Annotated in this window: 20 protein-coding genes; 15 read left to right on the forward strand and 5 right to left on the reverse strand. The window is 61.8% G+C overall.

All coding sequences use genetic code 11. The annotated features are described in order from the left end of the window. Positions 1-57 precede the first annotated feature (57 nt). From AC07E3_RS11420 to AC07E3_RS11455, 8 genes are all read left to right on the forward strand, one after another. Complete coding sequence (locus AC07E3_RS11420) at positions 58-771, forward strand: GntR family transcriptional regulator (protein WP_478361968.1); 714 nt, start codon at positions 58-60, stop codon at positions 769-771. A gap of 257 nt (positions 772-1,028) precedes the next feature. Continuing rightward, positions 1,029-2,351 carry an ABC transporter substrate-binding protein gene (locus AC07E3_RS11425; RefSeq protein ID WP_478361970.1) on the forward strand — a complete coding sequence of 441 codons (1,323 nt, stop codon included), beginning with the start codon at positions 1,029-1,031 and terminating at the stop codon, positions 2,349-2,351. Continuing rightward, positions 2,348-4,351 (forward strand): ATP-binding protein, encoded by a 2,004-nt coding sequence (locus AC07E3_RS11430; RefSeq protein ID WP_478361972.1) that lies wholly within the window; start codon positions 2,348-2,350, stop codon positions 4,349-4,351. The genes AC07E3_RS11425 and AC07E3_RS11430 overlap by 4 nt, the downstream gene beginning before the upstream one ends. After that, entirely contained in the window at positions 4,348-5,718 is a 1,371-nt protein-coding gene (locus AC07E3_RS11435) for a sigma-54-dependent transcriptional regulator (RefSeq protein WP_478361974.1), read from the forward strand. Before AC07E3_RS11430 ends, AC07E3_RS11435 begins: the two co-directional genes overlap by 4 nt. A 162-nt stretch (positions 5,719-5,880) precedes the next feature. Next, positions 5,881-7,236 carry an extracellular solute-binding protein gene (locus AC07E3_RS11440; RefSeq protein WP_478361976.1) on the forward strand — a complete coding sequence of 452 codons (1,356 nt, stop codon included), beginning with the start codon at positions 5,881-5,883 and terminating at the stop codon, positions 7,234-7,236. Between the two features lie 102 nt (positions 7,237-7,338). Next, a complete protein-coding gene (locus AC07E3_RS11445) occupies positions 7,339-9,066 on the forward strand; it encodes an ABC transporter permease (protein WP_478361978.1) in 1,728 nt (575 codons plus the stop codon). A gap of 1 nt (position 9,067) precedes the next feature. Continuing rightward, entirely contained in the window at positions 9,068-10,186 is a 1,119-nt protein-coding gene (locus AC07E3_RS11450) for an ABC transporter ATP-binding protein (protein WP_478361980.1), read from the forward strand. Beyond that, positions 10,179-10,907 carry a histidine phosphatase family protein gene (locus AC07E3_RS11455; RefSeq protein WP_478361982.1) on the forward strand — a complete coding sequence of 243 codons (729 nt, stop codon included), beginning with the start codon at positions 10,179-10,181 and terminating at the stop codon, positions 10,905-10,907. Before AC07E3_RS11450 ends, AC07E3_RS11455 begins: the two co-directional genes overlap by 8 nt. Positions 10,908-10,943: 36 nt before the next feature. Here AC07E3_RS11455 and AC07E3_RS11460 read toward each other — a convergent pair whose 3' ends face one another. After that, complete coding sequence (locus AC07E3_RS11460) at positions 10,944-11,195, reverse strand: hypothetical protein (RefSeq protein ID WP_478361984.1); 252 nt, start codon at positions 11,193-11,195, stop codon at positions 10,944-10,946. Further along, on the reverse strand, positions 11,192-11,653 hold the full coding sequence (locus tag AC07E3_RS11465; protein ID WP_478362004.1) for a tripartite tricarboxylate transporter permease: 462 nt from the start codon (positions 11,651-11,653) through the stop codon (positions 11,192-11,194). The genes AC07E3_RS11460 and AC07E3_RS11465 overlap by 4 nt, the downstream gene beginning before the upstream one ends. Before the next feature lie 121 nt (positions 11,654-11,774). On the opposite strand from AC07E3_RS11465, the gene AC07E3_RS11470 reads away from it, so the two are divergent. Then, on the forward strand, positions 11,775-12,137 hold the full coding sequence (locus tag AC07E3_RS11470; protein WP_336066324.1) for a substrate-binding domain-containing protein: 363 nt from the start codon (positions 11,775-11,777) through the stop codon (positions 12,135-12,137). Beyond that, a complete protein-coding gene (locus AC07E3_RS11475) occupies positions 12,134-12,448 on the forward strand; it encodes a hypothetical protein (protein ID WP_478361986.1) in 315 nt (104 codons plus the stop codon). The genes AC07E3_RS11470 and AC07E3_RS11475 overlap by 4 nt, the downstream gene beginning before the upstream one ends. 73 nt (positions 12,449-12,521) lie before the next feature. Here AC07E3_RS11475 and AC07E3_RS11480 read toward each other — a convergent pair whose 3' ends face one another. From AC07E3_RS11480 to AC07E3_RS11490, 3 genes are read right to left on the reverse strand one after another with little or no spacing between them, the layout of a single operon-like run. Beyond that, a complete protein-coding gene (locus AC07E3_RS11480) occupies positions 12,522-13,394 on the reverse strand; it encodes an isocitrate lyase/PEP mutase family protein (protein ID WP_025029245.1) in 873 nt (290 codons plus the stop codon). Positions 13,395-13,442: 48 nt separating this feature from the next. Further along, a complete protein-coding gene (locus AC07E3_RS11485) occupies positions 13,443-14,579 on the reverse strand; it encodes a PrpF domain-containing protein (RefSeq protein WP_478361988.1) in 1,137 nt (378 codons plus the stop codon). Then, on the reverse strand, positions 14,576-15,250 hold the full coding sequence (locus tag AC07E3_RS11490; protein WP_478361990.1) for a GntR family transcriptional regulator: 675 nt from the start codon (positions 15,248-15,250) through the stop codon (positions 14,576-14,578). Before AC07E3_RS11490 ends, AC07E3_RS11485 begins: the two co-directional genes overlap by 4 nt. A 197-nt stretch (positions 15,251-15,447) precedes the next feature. Between AC07E3_RS11490 and AC07E3_RS11495 the strand changes: the two genes are divergently transcribed. From AC07E3_RS11495 to AC07E3_RS11515, 5 genes are all read left to right on the forward strand, one after another. Continuing rightward, positions 15,448-16,437 (forward strand): Bug family tripartite tricarboxylate transporter substrate binding protein, encoded by a 990-nt coding sequence (locus tag AC07E3_RS11495; protein ID WP_336066333.1) that lies wholly within the window; start codon positions 15,448-15,450, stop codon positions 16,435-16,437. A 62-nt stretch (positions 16,438-16,499) separates the two neighbouring features. Next, positions 16,500-16,934 carry a tripartite tricarboxylate transporter TctB family protein gene (locus AC07E3_RS11500; RefSeq protein WP_336066336.1) on the forward strand — a complete coding sequence of 145 codons (435 nt, stop codon included), beginning with the start codon at positions 16,500-16,502 and terminating at the stop codon, positions 16,932-16,934. 1 nt (position 16,935) lies between these two features. Next, the gene (locus AC07E3_RS11505; RefSeq protein ID WP_478361992.1) at positions 16,936-18,450 is read left to right on the forward strand and encodes a tripartite tricarboxylate transporter permease; all 1,515 of its coding nucleotides are present in this window, start codon (positions 16,936-16,938) and stop codon (positions 18,448-18,450) included. Between the two features lie 2 nt (positions 18,451-18,452). Continuing rightward, the gene (locus tag AC07E3_RS11510; RefSeq protein WP_478361994.1) at positions 18,453-19,514 is read left to right on the forward strand and encodes an AbrB family transcriptional regulator; all 1,062 of its coding nucleotides are present in this window, start codon (positions 18,453-18,455) and stop codon (positions 19,512-19,514) included. A gap of 177 nt (positions 19,515-19,691) precedes the next feature. Then, positions 19,692-20,612 carry a LysR family transcriptional regulator gene (locus tag AC07E3_RS11515; RefSeq protein WP_223004983.1) on the forward strand — a complete coding sequence of 307 codons (921 nt, stop codon included), beginning with the start codon at positions 19,692-19,694 and terminating at the stop codon, positions 20,610-20,612. Positions 20,613-20,750 lie beyond the last annotated feature (138 nt).

The following is a 20,750-nucleotide window of genomic DNA, read 5'->3' on the forward strand; positions in this document are numbered from 1 at the left end:
CAGGGAAACGCGCTTGTCGAAGACGGCGCGGGCCGGTTAACTGGGGAAACGAGCGGAATGGCAGAGATCCTGGTCAACATGCGGTATGACGGACCGGAACGAACAATCGCCGAGCGCGCCTACCGGCTGCTGCGGGAAGACATCATATCAGGCGCGCTTGCACCCGGCCTGAAACTCAAGATCGAAATGCTGCGCACGCGCTATGGGCTGGGCGCAGCGCCGATCCGAGAGGCGCTTGCGCGGCTTTCCAGCGACCATCTGGTCAAGCTGGAGGGGCAGCGCGGCTGCGAGGTGGTGCCCATGTCCGTCGGGGATGCACGTGACATCGGCAATATGCGCAAGCTGCTTGAGGTGGAAGCCCTGCGCATATCAATCGACAATGGCGACGACGAATGGGAGAACGGGCTTGCAGCCGCGTTTCATCGACTGGAGCGGCTCGAGCGAACAATCGATCAGGGCATTGACGACCTGGCCGCATGGGAGACCCTCAATCACCAGTTTCACAAGGCGCTGGTTGCGGCCTGCGATTCGCAATGGCTTCTGCGCATGCGCCAGCTCATGTTCGACCAGCATGAGCGGTATCGCCGCCTTTCCCGCGTCAAGACCGTGGCGACCCGTGACATCAGCCTTGAGCATCGCGCCCTCTTCGAGGCGGCGCTAGACCGCGATGTGGAAAAGGCGGTCACCGTTATGGAAACACATATCCGGCGGACCACAGATGCGGTTGTGCATACATTTGCGCGGCACGATCTGGCAGAGCAGACCAGCTAGGGTCAGGACCTATCAATATGACCGCAATGGTCAGCCTGATCTGTTTTTCTTATCATAGCAGCGACGTGGCGGCCTGGGTTTGTTGACGGGCTTTGCCCGGGTAAGGCAGGAATGGCACTGGCGCGAAGTTGGGATGTCGCGCCGGAACTGGCGAAGTGGCGGGGCCTTGAGGGCTGCGCTATCGTGACAGGGGGAGGTTGATGCGCCGAGGAGGCGCGGCGATGCCGTGCGGCCTGGCCTCCCTGGGAGGAGAGCCTTTGCGCAGATTGTTACATTGCTGGGTGGTGTCGGCCTGCGTCTGGCTGTCGGGTGCAGCGTTCGCTCAGGCCGCCGACACGGGATGCCGGCTCCAGATCATCACCTCCTACCCCGAAAGCTTTTACCGGCCTTTTGTGGAGCGGTTCTCCAGCGATCATGGCCGCGCCTGCGTGACCAACAAAAACACGATCGCACTGATGCGACACATGCGCGAAGGCCGCCGACCGGTCGCCGATGTGGTCTGGACAAGCTCGCCCGTTGCCTTTGCTGCGCTCGACGCCGACGGCCTGCTCGATCACCGGCCGGAGCTTTCTTTCGACCCGTCGCATTTCGGCGGGCTCGCGGTGGATGAGGCGAGTGGCGCGCGTTTCGGCTTTGCCCTGTCGCAGATCGGCCTGATGTGGAAGCCCGATGGCGACACGATAGGGCCAACCGCCGAGGTGGAGCTTCTGGCGCAGGATCGCTATCGCAACCGCATCGGCATGACATCGCCGGCGCGCAGCGGCACCACGCATCTGTTCGTCGAGACCGTCCTGCAGAACCAGGGCTGGGATGAAGGGTGGGCGCTCCTGTCGCGCATCGGAAGCAATCTGGCCACGGTCACGGCGCGCAGTTTCGGCGTGCGCGAGGGCATCGCCCGAAACCGGTTCGAGCTGGGCATCGGCATCGATTTTCTCGCCAAGGCGGCCAATGAAACGCAGCCGCCCATCGCCTTTGCGCCGCTGCGCGACAGTGCGGTCTTTCCGGCCAGTGTCGGCATCGCCCGCACCGGCGCGGAGAACCCGCTGGCGGTTGATTTCGTTGAGTTCCTGCGCTCCGATACGGGGCAGAACCTGCTGTTGCGTCCGGCCATTGCGCGCATTCCCGTCAATCCGGAGCTCTGGGGGCAGGTGGGATTCGAGCCCGAGCAAAGCGCCGGCGCGGCCTTCGATGCGGCGCTTGCCGCGCGCCGGCTTCCCATCGTCAATGCGCTGTTCGACGAGATGATCACCTATCGTTATCTGGAGCTTGCCGAAATCCGGGCCGGCATCGACCGCCTCATGGCTGCTCCGGAAGCCGCTGACGATCCGCAATTGCGCAATCTCATCGACGAGGCGCGCGACCGGGTGGAGACCGTGCCGGTCGCCTCCTTCATGTCGGATGCCGCAGAGCTGATTTGGCAGCTTGAAGGAAGCGATCTGGTCGATCTTTCCGCCGATGGCGAAGGCACGCTGCGGGACAGCTGGTCGCGCGACTTTTCAGGCCGCTTCAGCCGGGCCCGCGAACTGATCGCGCGCGGAGACGCCCGGCTTGCCGAACTCAATTCCGGGCGCGCGCCGTGAGCGGTCATTCCACCTCCCTGCGCAGCAAGCTTCTGGTCGCCATGGCGACGATTGCCGGATTCGCCATCGTGGCGATGCTGGTGGCGAATTTCACGCTGGGCAATGTCGGCAACACCATTTCCAACCTGGCGTCGGACAATCTCAAGACGGCGGCGGCCAGCGCCCGGCTCGCCGAAATCGGTCAGGCCATTCGCGTCGATGTGCCCATGCTTGGCAGTGCGCGCACGCGGTTCGAACGGGAAGCCGCGCTGGAGCGGCTCGAGGACCATTTCGAGCAGCTTCGCCAGCTTCTGGCGACCGGTATGGGAAAGGATGAGGCGTTTAGCGGGCTGGGCGGCGTTCTGGCCGAAGTGGAGGCCAATGTGCTGGCGCTCGACCGCAATGTGGCGCGGCGCTTCGTTCTCGCCAAGCAGCGGGAGGAGGAGACGGCGCGTCTCAACCGCCTGCATGGCGATTTTCTGCTGGAGGTCGATCCGCTTCTGGTGGACGCCAAGTTCAACGTGGAATCGGCGCTTGAGGCGCGGGCCGGCGAAGGCCTCGCCGACAATGCGCGGCGCAGTCTCGTCGAGCGCGAGGTGCGTCTGACGGAGGCGCTTGGCCGTCTGCACGCCAGCGCCAATCTGGCGGTCGGGATGATCCTGCGCGGCGCGAGCGAGACAGATTTCCGCCTGATCGAGCAGTTGCAGGGGCGGCTTGCGGAAACGGTCGATGAGGGCAACGCCAATGCGGCGCTGATCGCGAGCAATGCAAGCGCCATCACGCTGCGCCAGATCTGGGGCGACATCGCCCTGTTCGCCACCGAGCCCGACAATCTGCTGGATCGTCGGCTGAACGAAAGCGGGCTCCTGGCTGAGAGCGCTCAGTTGCAGGAAATGAACGCCTCGCTGCTTGAAGAGCTTGGCAATGTGGTTGCCGGCGCGGTGCGCGAAAGCGGCCTTCGGTCGAGCCTAGCGTCTGCGGAAATCAACGATGCCCTGTCGGGCTGGCGCGTGTTCAACGCGTTCAGCACCGCCATTCTTCTCCTTCTCCTGCTCGCCTTCTCCTATTTCTTCGTGCGCGGGCACCTGTTCCAGCGTCTGATGAAGGTTCTGGAGGCGATGGGCCGCATTGCGGGTGGCGAGAAAGGCATTCAGGTCGGCGTGTCGGGTTCAGACGAAATCGGCCAGCTTGCGGATGCGGTTCGTCTGTTCCGCGACAAGTCTGAAGCGCTCGACCAGCGGGCGCGCGAGCTGCGGCAGGCCAATGTCAGCCTGACGTCGGAGATCGAGCGGCGCAGACAGGCGGAGACCGAGCTGCGCGAAACACAGGCAGAACTGGTGCAGGCTGCAAAGCTTGCCGCCCTCGGGCAGCTTTCGGCGGGCATTGCGCATGAGTTCAACCAGCCGCTGACGGCGATGGGATCCTATACGCACAATGCGCTGCGCTATCTGGAGCGCGGCGACATCGACAAGGGCAGGGAGAAGCTGGGCGACATCGAACGGCTTATCAAGCGTCTGGCGAAAACCTCCAATCATCTGAAGACCTTCGCCCGCAGGCCGCAGGATGTGCTGGTGCGCAACGATGTGACGGAGGTGGTCGCCAACGCGCTGACCCTCTTCAAGGAGCGGATCGAGCGGCAGGGCGTCGCGCTTGTCATGGAGCACCCGCCGCACCCGGTTCACGTGATGACGGAGCCCGCACTCCTAGAGCAGGTGCTCGTCAACCTCATTTCCAACGCGCTCGACGCTCTGGAGCCTGTTCATCCCGCCCGGCTCACAATCCGGGTAAGCGAGACGGACATGCTGGCGCGCATCGAGGTGGAGGACAATGGTGAGGGCATTGCCGAGGGACTGGAAGGAAAACTGTTCGATCCATTCTTCACGACGAAGCCGCCTGGCGAAGGGCTCGGGCTGGGCCTCTCCATATCGTATAACGTCATTCGCGACCTGGGTGGCCGACTAGACGTGAAAAGCCGAAAGGAGGGTGGAGTGATCGCAACCGTGGAGCTGTTCAAGACATGAATCCGATACCGGTCATTCTGGTGGACGACGAGGCCGATATCCGGGATGCGTGGGCGGAGACCCTGGCGCTGGAGGTCTATGAACCCTTCCCGTTTTCACAGGGAGGAGAGGCACTCTACGCGCTGGACCGTGACTGGCCGGGCGTCGTCGTGACGGATCTGAGGATGCCCGGAATGGACGGAACCGCGCTCCTTGAAGCGGTGCGGGAAATCGACCGGGATATACCGGTCATCATCATCACGGGCCATGGCGACGTTCCCATGGCCGTTTCGGCCGTACGCAGCGGCGCCTATGACTTCATCGAGAAACCGGTGGATCCTGACGTGCTGTTGGCCGCGGTGGAGCGCGCGGCCCGGATGCGGCAGCTCGTTTTACAGAACCGTCAATTGATGAGCGGCGCCGGTGAGCGCTACACACTGGAAAAACAGCTCATAGGCAACAGTGAAGCCATTCAACTCCTGCGCAAGCGCATCACCGCCGTCGCCCTCGCCGATGTGAACACGGTGATCTATGGCGAAACCGGCTCCGGAAAGGAAGTGGTGGCAACGGCGCTTCACGAGCTTGGCCAGCGGCGCGACGGCCCTTTCGTGGCGCTCAATTGCGGCGCCCTGCCCGATACGCTGATCGCAAGCGAACTGTTTGGCCATGAGCCCGGTGCCTTCACTGGAGCGGACCGCCGGCGCATCGGCAGGCTGGAACAGGCAAGCGGCGGCACACTGTTTCTCGACGAAATCGAAAGCATGCCCCTTGCCCATCAGACCCAGCTTCTGCGCGCGCTTCAGTCACAGACCATCACACGGCTCGGTGGCAGGGACGAAATCGGGATCGATGTCCGGGTCGTCGCAGCAGCCAAGAAGGATCTGGAGGAGGCATCCGAAGAAGGCACTTTCCGCGCCGATCTTTACTACCGCATCGCCGTTGCAACGCTCTCCATCCCGCCGCTTCGCAAACGGTCCGAAGACGTGCCGATACTCTTCATGCACTATGCGCAACAGGCTGCCAGACGTGTTCAAAGACCCTTTGTCGAGCCCGATCACAACTATCTGGATGCATTGCGGAACCGGCCATGGAAGGGCAATGTCCGCGAGCTGATCAATCTGGCCGAGCGATATGCGCTTGGCATTGACGGCGAAGGACGCAGGGAGGGGGCGGATCATCCGACAGCCGGCCTTGCCGAACAGCTCGACGCCTTCGAGAAGCGCGTTCTATCCGCGGCATTGCGTAGAACCGGCGGGCAGGTGCAGCGGGCAGCCGACCTTCTCCAGATCCCGCGCAAGAAGCTGTATCTGCGCATGCAGCGCCATGGCCTTTCCCGCGAAGACTTCAGCAATGAAGAAGGTGTCAATAGTGACACGCGAATTGGATAAATGCGTCAAAAGCGACCCACGTACGACCACGTCCATTGGGTTATTTCCTTCGTGATATCAATTACTTGCTGAAAATACTCTGCGGCGCTGAAAACTGGCACGGCAGTTGCTCCCTGTTTGGCGCGATGAAAAAGATCGCGGTAAATTTCTGGGAGGAATTTTATGCCTGACTTTAAACGCAAGCCGCTTCGCTTTCTGGGACTGGGGGTCGCGGCTGCGGCCCTGCTGGCGACGTCACCGCTTCATGCGGCCGATGACAAGCTTGTCATCGTCACATCCTTTCCATCCGATCTGACGGATGTCTTCAAGACCGCCTTCATGAAGGAGAATCCCTCCATCGCCGTCGAGGTGGTGAACAAGAGCACGTCCTCGGGTGTGAAATATCTGATCGAGACGGCACAGAACAACCAGTCCGACATTTTCTGGGCGTCCGCGCCGGACGCGTTCGAAGTGCTGAAGGGAGAGAAGCTTCTCGGCAGCTATTCCAAAGAAGTCGACGGCATCCCTGCCGATCTCAATGGCTACCCGATCAACGACCCCGACGGCCAGTATCTGGGTTTTGCGCTTTCCGGCTACGGCTTTATGTGGAACACACGCTACATGGAGGCCTACAATCTGCCGGCCCCCAAGGAGTGGGACGACCTGGAGAACGCCGTCTATCACGGCCATGTGGGCATCTCCTCGCCCTCGCGCTCGGGCACGACGCACCTCACAATCGAAACCATCCTTCAGGGTGAAGGTTGGGAAGAAGGCTGGACGACGCTGAAGGCCATCTCCGGCAACGCGAAAACCATCACCGAGCGCAGTTTCGGTGTGCCGGATGGCGTCAACAGCGGTTCCTTCGGCGTCGGCATCGTGATCGACTTCTTCGGGTTCTCGTCCAAGGCCTCCGGCTTCCCGGTCGAATTCCACTACCCGAGCGTGACGGCGCTGGTGCCGGCCAATATCGGCGTGGTCGCCAATGCACCCAATGAGGGACCGGCGCAGAAGTTCATCGACTTCCTGCTGTCGGAAAAGGGGCAGGAACTGCTCTTCGATCCGAAGATCATGCGTCTCCCCGTCAACAAGAACGCCTATGCGGGAGCGCCAGAAGGCCTGCCCAACCCGTTTGACGGTTCCATCGAGACCAAGGTGAACTTCGACAGCGATGTATCCGAACAGCGCTACAACGTGGTGAATTCCCTGTTCGACGTGATGATCACCTATCGACTGGACGATCTGCGCAACGCAACTGCTGCCGTGCAGGCCGCCGAGACCGCCCTTGCCGAAGCCGGTTCGGACAATGCCGAGGCTTCCAAGCTGATCGAGGAAGCAAAGGCGCTGCTCTACGCACTTCCGGTGACCGCAGAAGAAGCCTCAGATCCGGACTTCAACGCGATCTTCACTGTCAAACGCAAGAAGGCCGACACGCAGGTCGAGGGCCGTCAGGCCGAGATCGAGCAGCAGTGGGACGCCATGGTGGTCGAGAACTATCGCAAGGCTGCCGAACTGGCCGAACAGGCCAAATCGCTGCTCTAAGACAGGAACGGCCCGCCGGGGGCTCTTCTTGAGCATCCCACCATAAAGCTGGTTCCCGGCGGGCCGGCCATTCAAGACTTCCCGTTCCAACGGAGCATTTCCATGCCCACTGCAGCCCTTCGGCGGCCGGCACTCAACGTGTCTGTCGGACCCTATCTGGCGGCTGGCCTTGTCGTTCTGTTTCTCGGCGCGTTTCTCGTCGTGCCGGTGCTGAAAGTCATTCAGGTCGCGTTTCAGGACCCGGCCACAGGCAGTTTCACACTGGTGAATTTTCAGGACTTTTTCGCCAGCACGCTGTTTCGCCAGTCTTTCTACAATTCCGTCTATGTGGCGGGCATGTCGGTGGTGATCGCCTCGGCCATCGCCCTGCCGCTTGCCTATTTCACCACACGCTTCAACTTTTCCGGTTCCGTCATCATCCAGACGCTGGCCTTCGTACCGCTCATCATGCCGCCCTTCATTGGCGCAGTGGCGATGCAGCTCCTGTTCGGGGCGAATGGCAGCATGAACCTCATCCTGCGCGACTATTTCGGCGTCACGATCCCCTTCATGAAGGGGCTGAACGGTGTGATCTTCGTGCAGAGCCTGCACTATTTCCCGTTCATCCTGATCAACCTTTCGGCCAGCCTGCGCAACATCGACCGCTCCATGGAGGAAGCGGCCCAGATGCTCGGCTCCAGCGGCGTGCGCATGTTCCGGCGCATCGTGTTTCCGCTGGCCATGCCCGGCTATATCGCTGGTGCCTCGCTGGTCTTCGTGAAGGTGTTCGACGATCTGGGCACGCCGCTGCTGCTCAACGTCAACACCATGCTTGCGCCGCAGGCCTATCTGCGCATTTCCTCCGTCGGCATCTCCGATCCGATGGGCTACGTGATCTCGTGCATCCTGATCGTGTTTTCGATCTTCGCTATGTGGGTGTCGTTTCTCGGCATGCGCGGCAAGGATTATTCGACCACGCAGAAGGGCGGTGGCGGACTTTCCAAACGCGACTTGACGCGGCGCGAGGCGGTGCTCTGCTACATCGTCGTTCTGTTGATCCTTGCGCTGGTTCTGGCGCCGCATCTGGGGCTTCTGCTTCTGTCCTTCGGCACGGTCTGGTCGTTCGGTGTTCTGCCTGATGGCTTCACTGTAGAGCACTACGAGACCGCCCTCACTTCTGCCTGGGGCTTCATCCAGAACACGCTTATCTATGCCGGGCTTGCTGGCCTGATCGACATCATCATCGGCACCGCCATCGCCTATCTGGTGCTGCGGACGAACATCATCGGGCGCAAATGGCTGGACTATATGGCGGTCTCCGCACTCGCCGTTCCCGGCGTGGTGCTGGGCATCGGGTATCTGCGTGTCTATTACGGTGTGGAGATGCCGCTCACCGGTCAGCCTCTGGCAACCTGGTGGGGCATCATCGTGATCGCGCTTGCCGTCAGGCGGCTGCCTTACGCGCTGCGCTCATGCACCGCTGCGCTTCAGCAGATTTCGCCCGCACTCGAAGAAGCGGCCGAAAACCTCGGTGCTTCGAAACTGCGCACGGTCCGGCGTGTCGTCGTGCCGCTCATGGTGAGCGGTCTGGTGGCCGGTTTCGTGACCAGTTTCGCAACCGCAGCGGTGGAGCTTTCGGCCACGATCATGCTGGTGGCCAGCGAGAAAGACGCGCCGCTGGCCTACGGACTTTATCTTTTCATGCAATCGGCGGCAGGCCGCGGCCCCGGCGCGGCGCTGGGCATCATGGCAGTCGTGATCGTCGGGCTGGCGACTTATCTGTCGCATCGCCTGGTCGAAAACGCACGCCATAACCAGGCCACGGCCGGCAATCAGGGGGGAGGACATTGAGATGAACATGCCCATGAAATCCGTAACCACTCACGAGCCACCTCAAAACGTCAAAACCGGCGGGGTGGAGCCTGTCGAGATCGACATTCGCAATGTGTCCCTCTCCTTCGGTACGACCGAAGTGCTCAAGGGGATCGATCTGAAGATCGAGCCCGGCGAGTTCTTCGCATTCCTAGGCCCCTCGGGGTCGGGAAAGTCCACACTGCTTCGCGCCATCGCCGGCTTCGGCCCGACGCCCAGGGGAGAAATCCTGCTTGGCGGACAGGATGTGGTCGGCATGGCGCCCTGGAAGCGCAATGTCGGCATGGTGTTCCAGAGCTATGCGCTTTGGCCACATATGAGCGTGGCGCGCAATGTCGCCTTCGGTCTCGATGAACGTCGTGTGCCGAAGGCGGAGACGGAGCAACGCGTCAGGGCGGCGCTGGAGATGGTCGGCATGAGCCAGTATGCCGAGCGCTATCCCTCGCAGCTTTCGGGCGGCCAACAGCAGCGCGTGGCGCTGGCCCGCACCATCGTCGTGGAGCCGCGGGTGCTTCTGCTCGATGAACCGCTTTCCAATCTGGATGCCAACCTGCGGGTCCAGATGCGGCAGGACCTCCTGAAACTGCAAAGGCGGCTCGGCATCACGACCATCTTCGTCACGCACGATCAGGAGGAGGCCAACACGATCTGCGATCGCATTGCAGTCATGGCTGACGGTGTGGTGCAGCAGGTTGGCAGACCCGATGATGTCTACGACACGCCGGCCAATGCCTTCGTGGCGAAGTTCCTCGGCACGGCCAATGTGCTGGAGGGCATGGTGGAGCAGCGAACGGACGGAAACGCATTTGTGCTGCCGTCCGGCATCGCCATCCCCTGCGCGGCGGATGCAGGGGCCGGCGCGGGAAAGCTCGTTCTGCGCCCACAGAGCATTTCGTTTGCGCAAAATGGGGATGCCGGTCTCAGCGGCACGGTTCAATCCGCCGAGTTCCTTGGCGGCATGATCCGCTACACCGTCGAGGTCTCGGGGCAGACGCTGCTCGTGGACGAAGTCCATAACCGGGGCAGCGGGCGGCGGCAGGCCGGTGAGGCGGTCAGCCTCGATGTGCGCCACCAGGAGGGTGTTCTGATCCATGGCTGACGACATGCTTGTCCGTGAGGCCGGTCGCGCCGGCGACGTATGTGAGGCACCGGGCCGTGAGCCCGGCCTCTACCCGCCGATCCTGCTCATTCGCCACGGAGAGACACAGTGGAACCGGCATGGCCGGCTTCAGGGGCGTATGGACGCGCCCCTGACACTCAACGGCACGCGGCAATGTCTTGCCGTCGCCACGGCAGTCGAGGCACATCTTCGTTCCCTGCCCCCTGATGCACGCTTCTGGGTTAGTCCGCTCGGACGTGCCCGGCAGACGGCTTCCATTCTGGCGGATTGCTGGAGCGTCGATTTCGAGCGTTTCGTCGAAGTCCCCGAGATCGCCGAGCGTGCCTATGGGGCGTGGGAGGGAAACACTCTGAGCGAAGTGAAGGCGGAGCGGCCAGGAGAGTTCGATGCACATGCCGCCGATCCCTGGGGATATCGGGTGCCCGGCGGCGAGAGCAAGGATGAGCTCTTCGCACGGATCAAGGCATGGCTTGATCATCTCGACCGACGGCAGGCGCATGTCGTCGTGACACATAGCGGCTGCTTCCGGGCTCTCCGCGCCCATTATACAGGCGCTTCGCGTGCGATGATCGATGCATATCGCGAGCCGCAAACCACGGCATTTCTGCTTCAGCCGGCCGGTGAGGAAGAGATCGTACCATCCCCCTCACTTCTCAACACCTGCGGTGTCGCGGGTACCGGACACACGGTGGAGATATAGCGCAGTCCAAAGGCATGCCCCAACGCTGCCTGCCGTTCACTTCACCAACGCTGGCTTTCTGCGTCGTGCTGCCCATATGGGCAGCACGACGACCACCGCCGCCAGCAGATAAAGAATGATGCTGTTCCAGGAGTGCAGCAGGATCCCGCAGTCTCCGGCCGATATGGAGAGAGCGCGACGGAGATTGTTTTCAAACAGGTCACCCAGCACGAATCCGAGGATGACTGGCGCAAGGGAAAAATCGAGCTTGCGCAGGCCCCACCCGAACACCCCAAGCAGGGTGATCATGTAGAGATCGTGGGATTGCTGACCACGGAATAGACGCCGATGAATGCCAAGACGGCAATCAGCGGCGTCAGATATTGCTGCGGGATGCTGAGCATGCGTGCAAAAAGCCCCGCAAGCGGAAGATTGATCACCAGAAGGGTCAGGTTGCCGATATACATCGATGCGATCAGCCCCCAGGCGATTTCCGGCCTCTGCTCGAACATCAGCGGTCCCGGTGCGACATTGAAGAGAAGCAGCGCCCCGAGCAGAATGGATGAGATGCGCGCCCCATATTCCGCTCCATAATAGATGCCGGCAAGGAGAATGAGGGCTGCTTCAGGCGGAAAGCCCAGTCCATACGCTATGGGCAACAGGATCGCCACGCCGTTTATCGGTCCGATGCCAGGCAGCGCACCAATCAGCGTGCCGGCAAAGCATCCCGCCAGAACCAGAAAAAAAGAAGGGTTGCAGGGCGACAGAAAAGCCTGCCGTCAGTCCGGAAATCACACTATCCATTGGAGTCTCTCAGCAAGGATTCGAGTAGTCCGCCCGGCAGGTTGAGTTCGAGCAGAACGGTGCAGAGGAAATACTAGCGCCGTCATGCAGCTTATTCGCCAATTTGAAGTCAGCACGCCGGGGGTGCGTGTCGAATATACCGAGTTCAACACAAGCGAACTCTACCCGGAGATTCGCAGGGGAGATTCACCAGCCGATGTGGTCATCAGTTCCGCCATGGATTTGCAGGCCAAGCTCGTCAACAGCGGGCTGGCCCATGCTTTCAGGCCAGCCAACGCCGGGAATGTTCCCGCCTGGGCGCAATGGCGCGACGAGCCCTACGGATTCACCTTTGAGCCCGTCGGCCATGGTCTACAATCGCGCGGCATTTGCTCAAAGGGAACTGCCGCGCAAACAGCGACCCGCGCGTCGGCGTCTATCTGCTGGACGACTGCACGCACCTCATGACCCGCACGGCGTTCATTCCCAAAACAGCGCCCAACAAGGCCCCCGCAGCCGCCTTCATCGACTTTCTGCTCTCGCCGGCGGGACAATCTATCATCGCCCGGCACTCGTCCCTTTTGCCACTGCATTTTAGCGCATCAGATCAGGAGAACCCATCTCCCGAGATGGCCACTGAAGGGCGTTCTGCCCTGCCCATACGTCTGGGTATCGGGCTTCTGACTTACCTGGACCGTCTCAAGAAGAAAGCATTCCTGGCAGACTGGGAAGCAGCGATGCAGCCGGGGCTGAATGCCGGGCAGCAGACACGCGACTAAATCGGGCGGACTTCATGTCCGCCCGTCGCATCCACTGTCCCGTCAGGTCGTTGTGCGGGGATTGAAAACCACTCTAGATCGCGTAGCGCTTTTCGAGCTCGTCGAACAGATCCTTGCGGACCATTCTCTGACGTTCAACGAAGCTTGCCACTGGACCGCCCTCGTCCATTCGGCCCGTTTCCCGGAGCTGGCCCAGTGCCATCTGCATGCCGTAAACGGCGGATTGCAGGGCGACATTGGCGTAAAGCACAAGCGAGAAGCCCATGTCGCCCAGCTCATCAAGATCGAGGATCGGCGTCTTGCCGCCGACGACCAGATTCACGAGCTGCGGCGTGCCTTTGAGAGCTGCCGGAATGCCGCGCATCTCTTCTTTTGATTGCGGCGCTTCAACGAAAGTGATGTCGGCGCCGTCCTCGATGAAGGCGGCGGCACGCTCCAGCGCTTCATCGTACCCGTCCGTGGCGCGGGCATCGGTGCGCGCAACGATGAGCGTGTTCTCATCCTGGCGGGCGTCGACCGCTGCGCGAATGCGCGAACGGGCCTCATCCAGCGGCACCACTTCCTTGCCCGAAAAGTGCCCGCAGCGCTTGGGTGTCTTCTGGTCTTCGAGCTGCACGGCACTCGCGCCTGCCCGCTCCAGAGTGCGAATGGTGTGGCGCACATTGAGTGCATTGCCAAAACCGTTATCGGCATCCACCACGATGGGAAGTTCGGTCGCGTCACGAATGGTGGAGGTGTGCTGCGCAATCTCGTTCAGCCCGACGAAACCCATGTCCGGCATGCCGAGATAGGTGTTTGTAAGGCCTGCGCCCGACAGGTAAATCGCCTCGAACCCCTGGTCTTCGATAACCCGCGCCGCAAGCGCATTGGCCGCGCCGGGCATGAGTACGGGGCCGCCCTTCAGAATACGCTGCTTGAAGGCGCGGTTGATTTCGTGGTTCAGCATGAAACGTGTCTCTTTCTTCAGTCCTGTTAGGCGAGGGTTTGGTTCCGGTCAGGGTATGTAGACATGCCCGTCCATCAGACGGCGCTGGGTGCGAACGATGCGTGCGGCGCTGATCACGCCGCTTTCAGCATCGCGCGTCGCGCCCACCGTGACGATGCCGCTCGGCGTAGCGATGCGCAGATTCAGCGGATCTGCTCCCTGCGAGAGACAGGCGCTCACGACCGAACCCTCCACCACCGCAGCGCATGCAAGCGCCAGCGCGCCGGTGACCGGGACCGCACGATGCGCCTGCCCTGCGGAAATCATGCGGATCTGCAGATCCTGTGTTTCAGTCGAGTGCGTGATGCCCGCGATATCCCTGTATTCGGCAGCGGGCCCCACCATGGCGACTTTCGGTGTGGCGATGCGCCGCTCCGCAGCCTGGAGATCAGGGCTCAACCCCATCATCACGGAAGCCTGCCGGCGGATGTCTTCAAGGCGATCCATCAGCGTAGTATCCTCGTCGATCGCGCCGGGGTGGCTGCGCGTGTCGCCAGCGACATCCCCGGCCGCCACGAACACCGAGGGTACGGCTGCATCGATCATCGTCACGCGAACCCTGCGGCCATCGGCCAGCGTCAGTTCGCGGCGTGCGCTGCCGCCCGGAAGCGTGCCCCGGCCGAATGTGTCGGAAGGATCGAGAAAGTCCAGCACGACCGGCGCGCCGGTGCCATGCACACCGGGAATGGCCGTGTCGCCCGCCACCACCGCATGGCCTTCGGATACAGCGAAGCGGGCAACGATCACCTTGCCCGAATTCGTGTTGTGGATGCGCACGACGGCTTCGCCATCGCGCGGCCCCTCGACCAGCCCTTCATCATAGGCAAAGGGCCCCATGGCAGAGCTCATATTGCCGCAATTGCCGCTGAAGTCGACGCTGTCACTGTCCACGCCAATCTGGGCAAAGGTATAGTCGATATCGGCGTCATCGCGGGTCGCAGGACCGACAACACACACCTTGCTCAGGGAGGAAATCCCGCCGCCCATGCCGTCAAGCTGCCGTTTGCCGGGATCAGGACTGCCCATCAGCCGCGCAAAAAGCTGCGGCCATGCGGCTTCGTCTTCAGGCAGGTCCGCGCGTTTGAGCACCACTGCCTTGGAGGTTCCCCCGCGGATGAAGGCTGCAGGGATGCGCTTCTGGCTCATTCCACCTCCCCGGCGGTCTCGGAAAGCTGCGCCTCGAGCGCAGTCCAGCTGTTGCGGATATGACGACGCATGAGAAGTCCGGCGATTTCCGCATCTCCGTCGGCGATCGCCGTAGCTATGCGCTTGTGCTCGTTCAGCGCTTTCGTTCCGCGTCCGGTCACATTGCGGTGCTTCACGCGCAGGAGCGAAAGCTGCGGGTAAAGCTCGCGCGCCAGATAGCGCAGGATCAGCGGGTTGCCGGCCATTCGTGCGATCACCATGTGGAAGTCGCGATCCCCGGCCCCCTGCAGATAGGCCCCTTCAGGGTGCGCTGCGATCTCACCGGCATGCTGGTCCAGAAGATCGCCAAACAGGGCCGCCGTTTCCGGCCCGGCTTTAGAGGCGGCGAGCATGGCGGCTTCGGCTTCAAGCGCTGCGCGCACCTCGTAAAGTGCGCGCGCATCCGCACGCCCCATTTCGCGCACACGCGCGCCGCTGTTGGGGACAATTGTCACAATACCGGCTTCGCTGAGCAGATTCAGGGCCGCGCGCACAGGCCCCCGGCTGACTTCAAACCGCTCGGCCAGTGCCACCTCGCCCAGCCGCGCCCCTGAAGGAAGACGGCCAGCAAGAATATCTTCCCGCAACACATCGGCCAGCCGCTCGGCCGCGAGCCCACGAGATTTATCCAATATTGTTGACAATTTTTCCTCCCTCAAGCGGGCAATCAAAGCGGGAAACAAAACCACTTTCCATAAAATCCTTAAAAAACATCGATATGTCAATGTTTCCTGTTCTCTTGACATACAGAGCCTCAGAGCGATAACTGTTCATCGCAAAAGATTGAGCTACAATTCTTTAGCGCAACGTCAGGGAGGACAGTCTGACCATGAGAAAACTCGCAATCGCCGCAGCTGCGCTCGGCATGTCGCTGGCCGCTGCCTTGCAGCCGGCCACCGCCAAAGCCGAAGAGAGCTGGCCACCACGCAAGATCACATTCGTCGTTGCACTGGGACCGGGTGGCTCGGCCGACCGCACGGCACGTGCGCTCGCACAACGCCTTCAGGACGAGCTTGAAACACCGATTTCCGTGATCAATCAGGAAGGCGGCGGCGGCCACGTCGGTCACACCTATTTCTCCCAGATGCCGAAAGACGGCAGCTACTTCCTCGCCACCTCGATCCACCCCTATATTTCCAATGCGATCCTCCGCTTCGATGCGGATTACACGCTCGACGACTTTGCCTTCATAAACGGCCAGTGGAACGATCACGATCTCTTCGCGGTCAATGCAGAGACGCCCTACAAGACGCTCGCCGAGTTCATGGATGCAGCTAAGGCCGAGCCCGGCAAGCTCAAGGTTTCGGTCGTGCCCGGCTCGACCGGCGCCATCAACCTGGAACTCGCTCTTGAAGCCTTCGGCGTCGACAAGAGCGCCGTCAACATCGTGACCTATCAGTCCGGTGGCAAGGCACGCACGGCCGTGGCCGGCGGGCAGGTCGACATGACCGTTCTGGCAGCAGATGGCACGCTCTCCATCGCCGAATATGTGCGCCCGCTTGCGCTGGCCGCTGATGAGCCGAGCGAAGACTGGGATGCCCCAACGCTCAACCAGGCTCTTGAAAAGAACGGCCTCGAAGCCGTCCCCGTTCTTGCCGGCTCCATGCGCGGGCTGGCGGCGCATGCGGAATTCAAGAAGAACCATCCCGAGGCTTTCCAGAAGATGGTCGATGCCTATAAGGCCGTTCTCGAAGACGAGGCGTTTGTGAAAAGCCTCAAGGAGCAGAAGATCGGCGCGGAATGGCTGGGGCCGGAGCGCACGACCGAGATCATCAACTCCAATTTTGATGTTCTGAAACGCTTCGACACCGAAGAATAGTGACGATAAGGCGGGGGCGCAGCTCCCGCTTTCTTTCGCTCCTGCACAAGTGAGGGACGGACATGACCACGAGATTCCCGGCCACGCATGCCGCTCTGCTCGGCATCGTGTTTGCCATATCAGGCTTCATACTCTGGAGTGCCGTCTCCGCCTCCTCTTCCCTCAACAATCTGGTGGTGGCTGTTCCGGTCGCAGCCGTGCTCGGCATTCTCGTGCTGCTCGTCATTGCCGACACAATCCGCAAGCCGATGGACGAAAGCGCAAAAACCGGCCTCTGGGGCGACCTGCTTTTGCTCGCCGGCTTTGCCGCCTTCTGTTTCGCGCTTACCCATATCGGCTTCGATGTCGCGACCTTCGTCTTTGTCTGGGCCGGCGTGGTGATGAGCGGCGGGCGCGGTCTTTGGCAACCACCCCTTTATGCAGCGCTCTTCACCGTGCTTCTGGTCAAGGGGTTCGGCTCACTTTTCCCATACCCGATGCTGACGCTGGTGCTCTGAAATGATCGACCAAGTCGCCCTTTCACAGGCCCTCGGCCTGCTCTTCACCAGCATCGAGCCCTGGCTTTGGGTCATTCCCGGCCTGCTGATCGGCCTGATTTTCGGCTCGATCCCCGGCCTTCAGATCTCGATGGCCATGGCCGTTTTCCTGCCGGTCACATTCGGCATGGATTTTCTGCAGGCCATGCTGTTTCTCACCGCAATCTTCACCGGCGGCGCCTATGGCGGCGGGGTGACCGCGATCCTGATGAACATTCCAGGCTCTTCCTCCTCCATCGCCACCGCCTTCGATGGCTACCCCATGGCGAGACAGGGAAAGCACAACGAGGCGCTGGGCCTGGGGCTTGCCGCGTCGGTTATCGGTGCGTTCGTCGGCTATATTCTCCTGCTGCTGCTCATCAATCCTCTGGCCACGCTTGTGCTGAAAATCGGTCCCATGGAGATGGTCGTGGTGGTGCTCTGGGGCCTGACCCTGATTGCAACACTCAACGACGGCAGCCTGTCGAAGGGTCTGCTTGCAGGCTTTTTCGGACTGATGCTCAGCCAGATCGGCATGTCGACCACAGGCGTCATGCGCACCACCGTCGGCAACCCGCATTTGCTCGACGGCATTCCCGTTGTCCCGGCCATGATCGGCATCTTCGCCGCATCGGAGCTTTTGCGGCTAAGGGGCAGCTCCTATCTCGTGCAGGACGAAGCGCAGCGCGACATTTCGTTTGGCCGCATATTGCGCGGCGCGGGCGAAACCTTCCGCTATCCGGGCGTCCTGATCCGCGGCAGCCTTATCGGCGCGGTGATCGGGGCAATCCCCGGGGTCGGCTCGTCGGTCGCCAATCTGGTGTCTTACGGAGAAGCCAAGAGAACGTCCCGAACGCCAGAAACCTTCGGCAAGGGTGCGCCGGAGGGCGTTATCGCGGCAGAATCCGCCAACAGCAGCTCCGAGGGTGGCTCCATGACCGCGCTTCTGGCGCTCGGCATTCCCGGTGGCGCTGCAACGGCCGTTCTTCTCGCAGCCTTCTCCTTTCACAACATCATCGGCGGCCCCTCCTTCATCCGCAATCAGACCGATGTGGTCTACTCGATCATTCTGGGCAATCTGGGGCAGGTCGTGCTTCTGGCCGTGATCGGCCTCATGATGCTTCGGGTTCTGGGCATGGTGGTGCGGGTGCCGCTTGCCTATCTCGTGCCCAGCGTTCTGGCCATGTGCGCCTGGGGCGGATACGGCATCACGGGCACGATTGCGGGCCCGCTGACCGTTGCCGCATTCGCCGCTCTTGGCTGGCTCATGCGGCGCAACGACTATCCGGTCGCCGCCACCGTCATCGGCCTACTCCTCGGCCGCATGATGGAAGGCGAGCTGGTACGCACCCTCCAGATCTCCAACGGCCAACCGCTGAACTATCTGCTCGAACGGCCCATGGCGCTTGGTCTTTTCATGTTCATGGTGATCGTGCTGGTTGGCGCGCCGCTTCTTAAAACACTGCGTCAGCGCAAGGTTCAGCAGGTCGGAAATTGACCATGCTGGCTTCAGCCGTCACCCGCGGCGCTGTAACCATCGGTGTCGGTGCCGCAGGCGGTCTGACATTCTTCCTGCTCGATCTCCCACTGCCATGGGTCCTCGGAAGCGTTGCGGCCTCGGCGCTGATCACACAGCTCTCACCATTTCGCCCGGAGCTGCCTGCGACATGGCGCAGCTATGCGATGGTTGCCATCGGCACAATGCTCGGCACCGGGTTCACACCCGACGTGATCGCCCGGGCCGGAACATGGGCTGTCAGCCTCCTTGCAATGGCGCTTCTGTCGCTCTGCTTCGGCCTTTTTGCCTATATGGTTTTCCGGCGCTGGGGAGACATGAACCGCGAGACAGCTCTTTTTGCGGCGATGCCCGGCGGTCTCTCCGTGGTTACGATGCTGGCAGAGCAATACGAAACCGAGACGAACCGTGTGGTCCTCTGCCACACGGCGCGTCTGGTGGTGTTGCTCATATCCGCCCCGCTCCTCATCCAGTGGATAGCCGGCATCGACCTCTCCGCCGCAAACCGTACGGCCTTCTCAGCCCCCGAAGCGTTCGACCTCACCGAACACGGCAAGCTCGCACTCGTCGCCATCGCCAGCTGGCACGCTGCCACGCGCATCCGCTTTCCCTCGGTCATGCTTCTCCTGCCGCTTTTGAGTTCTGCGGTTCTTCACGCGACCGGTCTGGTCACGGTCCACGTGCCCGCGCCTCTTTCCATCCTTGCGCAGATCGTCATCGGGTCCGGTGTCGGCGCGCGGTTTGCCAGCTATACCCTGCGCCAGATCGTCCGCGATGGCTGGCTGGCGGCGCTGGTGGGGGTGGTTCTGGCCGCCGGCTCTCTCGCGGCGGCCTTCATCGTCGCTCCCTTCGCCGGTGGCGATGTGGCTCCGCTGTTCCTTGCCTATCTGCCCGGCGGCGCGCCGGAACTCGGCGTCGTCGCACTGGCGCTCATGATCGATCCCGCAATGGTCGCCGCGCATCACGTGTTGAGGGTATGCCTCATCGTCGCGATACTGCCCTATGCAGCGCATCGTGTGGGGACATCGCGAACCGGCTCCCCGTGACGGAAAAACACTCCGATGTCCGAGACCGGCCTGGAAAACACTGAAGAAAAAAGTCGTCACTCCGGCGCCAATCCGGCGAGCGCTTTGTGCAAAATCACATCCATGGATCAGCAAGTTTGGCAGCGGCGCGATGATTGCGGATGCGGTCGCTGCCGAAGCCGTTTATAGAATGGCCGCATGCGCATTCTTGATATCAAGACATTCGTGGCACTCGCCCGCAACCGCCATTTTGGCCGAACCGCGGAAGAGCTGAACACGACACAGCCGGCGATTTCGAGCCGGCTTGCGGCCATTGAGGCCGAACTGGAAAGCCGGCTGATCAACCGCGGCGATGGCAGCTTTGCGCTGACCGCCGATGGCGAGCGCGTGCTGCAGAGTTTTGAGGCGATCCTTGGCGATATCGACCGGTTGCGCGGCACGCTTCAGGGCGACGCCGTGCCGGCGCTGGAGCCGCTGCGGATCGGGGCGATCGATTCCGTGTCATCCACCTGGATGCCGCATCTGATCGACTCGCTGCACCGGAGCTTTCCGAACCTGAAGATCGAGCTGACGGTCGATGGCACGAAGCATCTCGTTCAGGGCATGACCAAGGGCGAGTTCGATGTGATCTTCTCGCTGCACCCGGTGCTGGACGACGGTTTCCGCAGCTTCACCTCCTGCGTGCTGCAGATGGTGTGGGCGGGATCGCCCAAGCTCATCGACCCGGACAGAACCTACAGCGTGGCGGAGCTGGCGAGCCTGCCGATCATCAGCTTTCCCAAGAACTCGCCGCCCTACCAGATGATCGCGCCCTATTTTCACGACGAGCAGGCGCTCGCCTCGAAGCTGACAAGCTGCAACTCGCTCTATGCGATCATCAACCTGATCATTGACGGGTTCGGCGTGGGCGCGATCCCCGCCGTGACCATCAGGCGCGAGTTGAGCATGGGCCTCCTGCATCAGGTGCAGGTGTCGAAGCGCTTTCCGCCCATGCACATCGTGGCCAGCTATCAGGCCTCGACCCATCAGGACTTCATCCGCAAGGTCATCAGCCAGGCGCGCATAAGCGCCGCGCGGTTCTGCGCCAGCGTGGAACCCGACATGGCCTGGATAGACTGATCCCAACAGGAAACACAAAAAAGCCCGGCATCTCTGCCGGGCTCAGACCACTGACAAACCCCGTCGATTTTCGGCGGGGTTTTGTTCAAGTGTGTGCGGTTTCTGGTTTTTGCCTGTCAGGAACAGGCGTCATCAGGC

The organism is Nitratireductor lacus (assembly GCF_056431025.1).